We start from the raw sequence: 8,144 nt of genomic DNA, 5'->3' as shown, positions 1-8,144 counted from the left end.
TGTAATTGATCACCTTTCCGGTACCTCCTGTTCTCCTCAGATTAAGGAGCAGAAGATACAAAAATAGTGGCAACTTTTCAACCGATATTCGTCAAAAAGTAGCCACTTTTAAACTAACAAATACAGCCGTAAAACATGAAATCCGATAGGTTAAGCGGTTTGATCGAATGGTCATCTTCCAAGCTTATCTATCAGCTTTGATAATATGTAGCCATTTTCTTTGTTGAAGGTTTTCCTTGAAATTCAGTGCCTGATCGCCGATTTTCTGTAAACCGCTCAAAAACTTTTTGTTTTTTTAACAACCGAGAAATATAATCCAAGCAAAAATGAGATCCGACTTTTCAAGAAAAAAGCTTCTCAAAAAGTCGAATCTCATTTACTTTAACTAAATAATTGTGTTACCACCTGAATTTAAAATTCTGGAATCTTTGGAAGATCATCTTTCATTGTGACTTCATCACGATAGGCATTGATCCGATCCATTCTTTCAAGTCTTGCATCTCCTTCATCCGCTAAGGCTCTGAATTCCTGAATGGACTGGCGCATCTGAGGAAGTGCTTTTTGTTTATAGACTTCTACCTGATCCAAGGCTTCAAAAGTATTCTTGAATGCTTCTTTGAGGGTATCAACAGAGATATTGGCATTCATAGCCTGCTGCTGAATATCAGCTCCCTGCTGCTTGAGCATAATCGAAGTCGATTTGATCAGATTGTTTGTTGTTTCATTAATCATCTTGACTTTATCAAGGACGATCTTCTGGTTATATAATGCGCTGGCTACAGTCACTGCCGTTCTTAATGCAGAAACCGTCACATTCTGAGCTCTTTCAACAGCTCGGATCAGTTCTTTGTTATTGCGGCGAACGATTTCCATGGCAAAGTAGCCCTGCTGATTGACAGCCTGCATCTGCTGCATATCCATGACTTTCTGACGTAAAGGAAATAGACATTCTTCCTGAATATATTTAATCTTTTCAGGATCTTCGTTGTTTACTTTGGCATCTTCAATCGCCTTTTCAAGGCGGGCATCCATCTGCATTCCGAGTTCAACCTGTTTTCCAATTTTTTTGGTCAGATTCCGCAATGAAGCCTGTTCGATTTCCAGGGTTGTATTGTCCGCAATCAGGGTTTTCTTTCCTTCTTCAAGTGAAGCGATGATTTCGTTAATCTGGGCATCGGCTTTCTCGTATCTCTGGAAGTAATTGCGGACAGGGTTGAACATCTTACCAAAGAATCCCTGATCATTGAAATTGATTCCAGAAGGATCGAGTTCTTTCATTTCACGATTTAAGCTTGTTAACGATTCAACGACTTTACTGCCTTCAGAACCCGTTTTAGAAAGTTCTCCTAACGTTTTTTCAAGCATTCGGTTTTTATCCGCAGAGCGCTCTACATCCTGCTTTCCAAAGTTTTCAATCATGTTGGCGATGTTGCGGCGTTCGTCAAGAGAATCAAGATCGACTTTCTCGATTTCTTTTACATTAGAATCCGCCATCGCTTCTAACTGCGTTTTCTGCTGAACCGTCGGCTTTAATTCATTGACGATTTGCTCCTTATCCATTTCTTCTACATCCATAGTAAAAGCCATAATATCTTTCCTCTTTTCCGTTTTTCCATTTCTGGGTTTCGCTCGTTTTTTATTTACATATTTTATTAAATAGATCGAAGAGTGCGCCGTACTGACAAATGAATATTCTGAATTTTAGATTCCCTTTTTTATCCATTAATTTAAGACATTCTGTGTTAATGGCCGTTTTGTCTGTACAGTTTGGTCTGATCGATCAGTTCGTTTAGTTCAACCATCGCTGGAAGATTGTCTACGGATGAAGAACGATCCGTCAGGTTCGTTACTTCGAGCAGTAGACGGTCCGTTTTTGTCAGAATCTGTTCATTTTCTTCAAGCCGTTCTTTTACATACTTAAAATGGGCGTTATAAGGTTCGATCGCATCTGTATATTCCTGATGGTCTCTGAACACTTTTTCATATCCATCTTCATCAAAGATATTGATACGGGTCACAATTTTTGAGACGTTATCAATGAATACAGATTCAACACCATCAATTGTTCTTGCAAACTTCTCATAGGAAATTCTTGAATCTCCAAAAACATTCTTTAATTCCCGATCAAGCATTTCCCTCTTGCGCTTCATTCGATCCATCTGTGCCTGGAGGGTCCGCATTTCCTTTTTAAACGCTTTTGGAACGGTACGATCCACTGTCCTTTTTGCTTCCGAGATGGTTTTCATTGGCTTAGGCGGAAGGGCCGCAGAAGTTTTTTTCTTGAACAATCTTTTGTATTCAGTCATACAGAAGACTGCAAGACAGGCACTTAATATGATCAAAGCTCCCATCTTCTGAAAGAAATGATCTGACTCCAAGGACAGATTGAATATTCCTGTTGAAATGACATAAAACAGCCAGAGCTCAAATCCGAGCCCCAGGGCATCCCATAAATCTTTTGTACTCATAATCTACCACTTTCTGTAACTGAATTTTATCATAGGTTCAGGCTGAAAAAATCAGTGCTCACCTTATCCATCAGGATTGAGAGTTTCATCATTTTTATTTAAACAGTTTTATCTTAGAGACTACAATGCTTTGCGATTCTTTAATCTTCAAAAAATGAATATTTACATTTCTTATCTGCATATTTATTCGTACTTCTTTGAATTTCTATTTACCTGATTCATTAAATCCATGGCCGGAATAACTTGTTTTAGGAATTTTATTTTTCCTTAACAATGATCAATATTCAACAAACAATATGGTAAACATAGATCGGCCAATGATCAGAAAGCGAAAATCTGGTTTATAAATATCCGGTTTATATCAGAGAGATTACATTCTTGGGCTGAAATCGAACAGACGAAACTGTAAAGAGAACCAGAAGATTTTGTTAAGAAAATTGTCAGGAGCTTAAAATCAAAAGGAGCATCCTCCTTTTCAGAAAGATGCTCCAGGATCTTCATTTTGATCGATCGAATAATTATTTAACTATGAATTATTCAACAACGCTTTTTACGTAATCAAGAACTTCTTCAGCAGAATCCATGTTCAGGCACTTATCTGCTACATCCTGCATTTCTTCAAATGAAAGCTTCGTAACGATCTGACGGGCTTTCAGGATCTGTGTAGCGGACATAGAGAATTCGTTCAGGCCTAATCCAAGCAGAATTGGTACTGCATATGGTTCACCAGCCATAGCTCCGCACATACCAACCCACTTACCATTTTTGTGAGCACCCTTGATGGTCATGTTGATCAGACGAAGGATGGATGGGTTGTATGGCTGATACAGGTAGGCAACCTTTTCAGACATACGGTCAGCAGCCATGGAGTACTGGATCAAATCGTTTGTACCGATGGAGAAGAAATCTGCATATTTAGAGAATTCATCTGCCAGAACTGCTGCAGCAGGAATTTCAACCATCATTCCCACTTCGATATTATCAGAAACAGCAACGCCTTCCGCGGTCAGTTCAGCTTTGCATTCTTCAAAGAGAGCTTTCGCTTCTTTGAATTCGTTAATGGTAGCGATCATTGGGAACATGATGCATAGTTTTCCATAAACAGAAGCACGGCAAAGCGCTCTTAACTGAGTTCTGAAGATATCTTTGCGGTCTAAACACAGACGAATGGCACGATAGCCAAGGAATGGGTTCATTTCTTCTGGGAATTCAAAGTAGGACAGTTTCTTGTCTCCACCGATGTCAAGGGTACGAACGACAACTTTTTTGCCTTTCAGAGTTTCAAGAACTGCTTTATAAACTTCGAACTGTTCTTCTTCTGTTGGGAAATGATCATTATCCATATAAAGGAATTCAGTTCTGAACAGACCAACGCCTTCTCCGCCATTAGCAACTACCTGTTCAGCATCTTTTAATCCACCGATATTTCCAGCAAGTTCAACTTCATGACCATCTGTCGTAATGGATTTTGCATTGACTAATACCTGAAGAGCTTTCTTTTCTTCAGCATAAGCAACAGCTTTCTTAGCCAGTTCATCGACGGTTTCATCATCTGGATTAACGTAGATGACGCCATCAAGAGCATCAAGACCAATGACATCGCCATTCTTCACAGCTTCTAATACGCCAGCAGCTCCAACGACAGCCGGAATTTCAAGAGAGTTAGCCATAATTGCAGAATGGGAAGTTTTACCACCAATTGCAGTAGCGAAACCTTTAACAAACTCATTCAGCTGTGCAGTATCTGAAGGAGTCAGGTCATGAGCTACGATAATTGTCGGTTCATTGATTGCTGTCAGATCAGGAATTTCAAGACCGAGCAGATTACATTTCAGACGGAATGTTACGTCCTTTACATCGGCAGCTCTTTCCTTGAAATATTCATTATCCATGGATTCGAACATCGCTACAGTCGAATTAGCAACCTGGTCAGCTGCATAGGCAGCATTTACATTATCGTTTTCGATCATTGCTTTCATCTGACCTACCAGATCCGGATCATTGATCATCATCAGATGGGCATCAAAAACTTCAAGTTCTTCGGGAGACAGACGTTTTGCTGCTCTTTCCTTTACACCTTCAATATCCTTAACGGTTTTGGCAAGGGCGGCTTCAAGTTTTGCAACTTCGTCTGCAGGAACTGTTCCGTCGATTTTTTCAATTACAACAACAGGCTGCTCAAGCTTATAAGCTTTTGCGGTAGCTACGCCTGCTGATGCAGCAATACCTTTTAACATGTTTTTCCTCCTCAAATTAAGCGGTTCAAAATATACTTACACTCAAAATATTATCATAAACAAACCGCTTTTGACGCTTCCCGTTAAACTTTAATGCGCTTACAGGACGGTGATTTTTCCTCACTTTCAGGGACGTATTTAATAATCGTTTGCAATTTCATTTTTCTCAAAGACAAAGTCCAGATAAACTTCAGGCTTATGAAATTTTTCTTAATAACGGTAAGATAATGTGTAAACACATATGATATATAATTCAGTCCAATAAAGACTATTAACCAAACAATACGTGATCCTAAAAGCCAAAGATGAAGAGCAGTGCGAATCAGTTAAAAAGTCAGAACCGCTTCGATTAGGAAAATTATCCAGAGTAAAACAGAATACTCAAAAAAACACAAAAAAACAAAAAAACAGCGATGGACTGCTTGCACCGCTGTTGAATCATTTACGAGATTTTTGTTATATTTTTCAGTTGAGAAAATTTTGAGAATTAAGCTTTTGAAACAGACATTTTCGCAATGACTGAAGGCTTGATGGCTTTAACCAAAGCCATGCAGACGACTCCAGCCAATGCCATTTCTGCAAGACCATTTGTCACAACAACCATAGCCAGAAGTCCGAGTAAAGCTTCTGGGGCTGATCCGATGGCACTGGCATACTGCCCCCCCCATAACAGATAAATCAGGCCAAGAACCATGAAAGTATGACAGAATGTTGCAAGAACTGCAGCTAAACATGCAGCAAGAGGCGTGTTCATTTTTGCCTTTACAACAAACGCTTCAAACAGCCATCCAGCAATTGCACCAAGAAGGATTCTTGGAACTAAAGCGATTATGAGACTGGTCCAGTTTCCGCTGATACCAGCTATGGTTACGAAGGGTGAAAAAACAAAGGAAGTTGGTCCAGGCTGCATGGTGGCATTCCAGATCGAGGTCAGACCAAAGACCAGTCCCAAAGCAGCTCCATATTTCCATCCAAGAAGGATTCCAGCAGCAATGACTGGAATATGCATCATGGTAATGGACAGGCCCGGCAGACGAATATAGCCAATTGGGGTTAAGACGAGCATCAGCTCAATGGCCAGAAACATGGCAAAGAGGGACATTTTCCTGGTTTTTGAATTTGTTTTCATTTTATCTCCTAACTTTCGTTTCTTTCGAATACGATGTCTTCCTGCATGGCCGGCAGGTACGGCTGGAAAAAGGATTTGACAGCAGTCGGCTTCCTGTTGAATTTCAATCAGGAGCCTGCAAATTTCCTTTTTCAATGCTCTTCATTATACAAAGTACCTCGAAAATTTAAACACAATATTCAATCTGAAACCGGTTACATTCAATATATTCTGTCTTAAAATCTGATTGATCCTGCACTAGCTCTGATAAAATATTCAAAACGATATAAGCCATTTCTGATGAAAAGGATCAGAATGCTGAAGAAAGGATTTTACTATGGTCGAAAAAGAAACCTGTACGGTGAAAGAAAATTTAGGCGGCGGGAAAGGCCGCGTTCTGGTATACAATATTGTCTCTTCTGAAAAGCTGGGAAAAGTTGGAAGAATGTATGCCCGCGTCGTTTTAGAACCGGGGTGTTCAGTCGGGTGGCACCAGCATAATGGAGAGACTGAACCATATTACATCATTAAAGGACATGCTGACTTTATCGATAACGACAAAAGCATCACTAAGGTAGGTCCTGGCGATATCTGTACAATCGAAGATGGTCAGTATCATTCCATTGAGAATAACTATGACGAAAACATGGAAATGATTGCTTTGATCTACAATCTTTAAACAACCACTGACAGCCTGCAAAAAAAGTCAATTTTCGTTCAAAGATCTTTAAAACCTATTTAAATTGCTTTCGTTGTGGATATCAACTTTATCCTTCAAGTCAGAAATCAGAAGCTGTTTCTGCAACTGAAGGATTTTTTCTTTGTGAGAACTTTATCACCACAATTTTATCGACGATTGGCATCTACGACTTATCAAGCCAAAATTCTATACAGATTGTATTATCCAATTACTCAGTTAAGGTCCATGAGTTCTCCAATTTTCGGTGGTAACTTAAAATCGAATGGAGGAATAAATTCATGTGCGAATCCTTAAAGAATAAAGTGGCTCTGGTTACTGCGAGTACCCACGGAATCGGACTGGCCATTGTAAAAAATCTCGCTCAAAAAGGAGCAACTGTATATATGGCTGCCCGTCGTCTTGAATATGCAGATGAACTTGCTTCAAGTATGAATCAGGAATTTGGCTGGAACGTTAAGACCGTTTGTTTTGATGCTTATGATGAAACCTGCTATTCGGAAATGATGAAGACCATTTCAGAACAGGAAGGAAGACTGGACATTCTGGTCAATAACTTTGGAACATCCAATCCGATGAAAGATCGCTCAATTGAAGATACTGAATGGAAAGAATTCAGGGAAACAGTAGATGTGGATCTTGAAAGTGTATTCAGAACTACGCAGGAAGCCTTGCCTTTGCTTAAAATCAGAGGCGGAAGCATCATTAATATATCTTCTATTGGCGGAAATGTTCCTGACATCTCCCAGATTGCCTATGGAACTTCCAAAGCCGCCATCAACTATCTGACTAAACTGTTTGCGGTGCAGCTTGGACGTTATCAGATCCGCTCGAATGCCGTCTTACCTGGTATGACTGCTACTGATGCGGTTAAAGATAATCTGTCTGATCATTTCCGAGATATGTTTTTACACCAGACGCCTTTAAATCGAATGGCTACTCCTGAAGAGATTGCCGCCGCTGTTGCCTATTTTGCCAGTGATGAAGCCGCATTTACTACTGGTCAGATTCTTGAAGTTGCCGGCGGATTTGGCTTAGGTACCCCAGTTTATGGAGATTTGATGAACGGTTCAAACCGTCGATAGCGAGAGCAAATCAACTGAGTTGTCTTTCTCACAAAAGAACTTGACAGCTGATTAAGATCAATTTTCAGGTTAAGAATAAAGCCCATTTCTCAAAACAGATTAAAAATACTATGATTTGACTACAATTTGAAAAACGGATGATACATTGTCATCCGTTTTTTGAAGTACTTTAAGCTTACTATTAGTGGTTTGTTATAATTATTCGTCTTTAATTATATCTTTGTAAAAAAAAATTCGCAGTCTGTTAAAAGTTCGCTCTATGGAGCAGAAAAGATTTATTCGAGTCTGAAATCCGGTTCACTCTTTCTGATATGTTCAAGCAGTTTTTCAATCTGACGATCCTTTTCTTCTTGGATCTGATTAGCTCTTTGTTCTGCCTTGCTGATTTTTTTAACCATTCGATCGTAATCTTCCAGCTTTCGATCACGATTATCGTAAAGTTCTCTAAGAACGCTCATCTGCTCTCCCTCTTCTTTCTGTTCATTCAGTCTTTTTTGATCAATCCATTCTTCGATTTTATCAGGAACACCTGCTTCGGCTTTCATCACC

Annotated in this window: 7 protein-coding genes; 2 read left to right on the top strand and 5 right to left on the bottom strand. The window is 39.6% G+C overall.

Going from position 1 to position 8,144, the window contains the following annotated elements:
* Window positions 1–411: 411 nt before the first annotated feature.
* From BO222_RS11770 to BO222_RS11750, 4 genes are all read right to left on the bottom strand, one after another.
* Window positions 412–1,587, bottom strand: coding sequence for a toxic anion resistance protein (locus BO222_RS11770; protein ID WP_075820942.1), 1,176 nt, complete (start codon window positions 1,585–1,587; stop codon window positions 412–414).
* Between the two features lie 155 nt (window positions 1,588–1,742).
* Window positions 1,743–2,468, bottom strand: a complete 726-nt coding sequence (locus BO222_RS11765; protein WP_075820941.1) for a hypothetical protein — start codon at window positions 2,466–2,468, stop codon at window positions 1,743–1,745.
* A gap of 533 nt (window positions 2,469–3,001) precedes the next feature.
* Entirely contained in the window at window positions 3,002–4,705 is a 1,704-nt protein-coding gene (ptsP, locus tag BO222_RS11760; RefSeq protein WP_075820940.1) for a phosphoenolpyruvate--protein phosphotransferase, read from the bottom strand.
* Between the two features lie 487 nt (window positions 4,706–5,192).
* Window positions 5,193–5,834: an ECF transporter S component gene (locus BO222_RS11750; protein WP_075820943.1), complete on the bottom strand. Its 642-nt coding sequence runs from the start codon at window positions 5,832–5,834 to the stop codon at window positions 5,193–5,195.
* A gap of 316 nt (window positions 5,835–6,150) precedes the next feature.
* Here BO222_RS11750 and BO222_RS11745 point away from each other — a divergent pair, with 316 nt between their 5' ends.
* Together BO222_RS11745 and hdhA are read left to right on the top strand one after the other, a co-directional pair.
* Window positions 6,151–6,492 carry a cupin domain-containing protein gene (locus BO222_RS11745; protein WP_075820938.1) on the top strand — a complete coding sequence of 114 codons (342 nt, stop codon included), beginning with the start codon at window positions 6,151–6,153 and terminating at the stop codon, window positions 6,490–6,492.
* A 299-nt stretch (window positions 6,493–6,791) separates the two neighbouring features.
* Complete coding sequence (gene hdhA / locus BO222_RS11740; RefSeq protein ID WP_075820937.1) at window positions 6,792–7,595, top strand: 7alpha-hydroxysteroid dehydrogenase; 804 nt, start codon at window positions 6,792–6,794, stop codon at window positions 7,593–7,595.
* Window positions 7,596–7,870: 275 nt separating this feature from the next.
* On the opposite strand, the gene BO222_RS13845 is transcribed toward hdhA, so the two are convergent.
* Window positions 7,871–8,144, bottom strand: a 274-nt coding sequence (locus BO222_RS13845) for a hypothetical protein (RefSeq protein ID WP_158024611.1), incomplete at its 5' end; no start/stop codon positions are given.

Origin of the sequence: Ileibacterium valens, from assembly GCF_001945525.1 — a bacterium.
Classification (GTDB): Bacteria; Bacillota_I; Bacilli_A; order Erysipelotrichales; family Erysipelotrichaceae; genus Ileibacterium; species Ileibacterium valens.
The sequence above is the reverse complement of the archived record's forward strand: the minus strand, read 5'-3'. Positions and strand labels throughout refer to the sequence as shown.

Coding starts and splice junctions, on each gene's coding strand:
- BO222_RS11765 (WP_075820941.1), bottom strand. CDS start 2,468: ATGAGTACAAAAGATTTATGGGATGCCCTGGGGCTCGGATTTGAGCTC.
- BO222_RS11750 (WP_075820943.1), bottom strand. CDS start 5,834: ATGAAAACAAATTCAAAAACCAGGAAAATGTCCCTCTTTGCCATGTTT.
- ptsP (WP_075820940.1), bottom strand. CDS start 4,705: ATGTTAAAAGGTATTGCTGCATCAGCAGGCGTAGCTACCGCAAAAGCT.
- hdhA (WP_075820937.1), top strand. CDS start 6,792: ATGTGCGAATCCTTAAAGAATAAAGTGGCTCTGGTTACTGCGAGTACC.
- BO222_RS11745 (WP_075820938.1), top strand. CDS start 6,151: ATGGTCGAAAAAGAAACCTGTACGGTGAAAGAAAATTTAGGCGGCGGG.
- BO222_RS11770 (WP_075820942.1), bottom strand. CDS start 1,587: ATGGCTTTTACTATGGATGTAGAAGAAATGGATAAGGAGCAAATCGTC.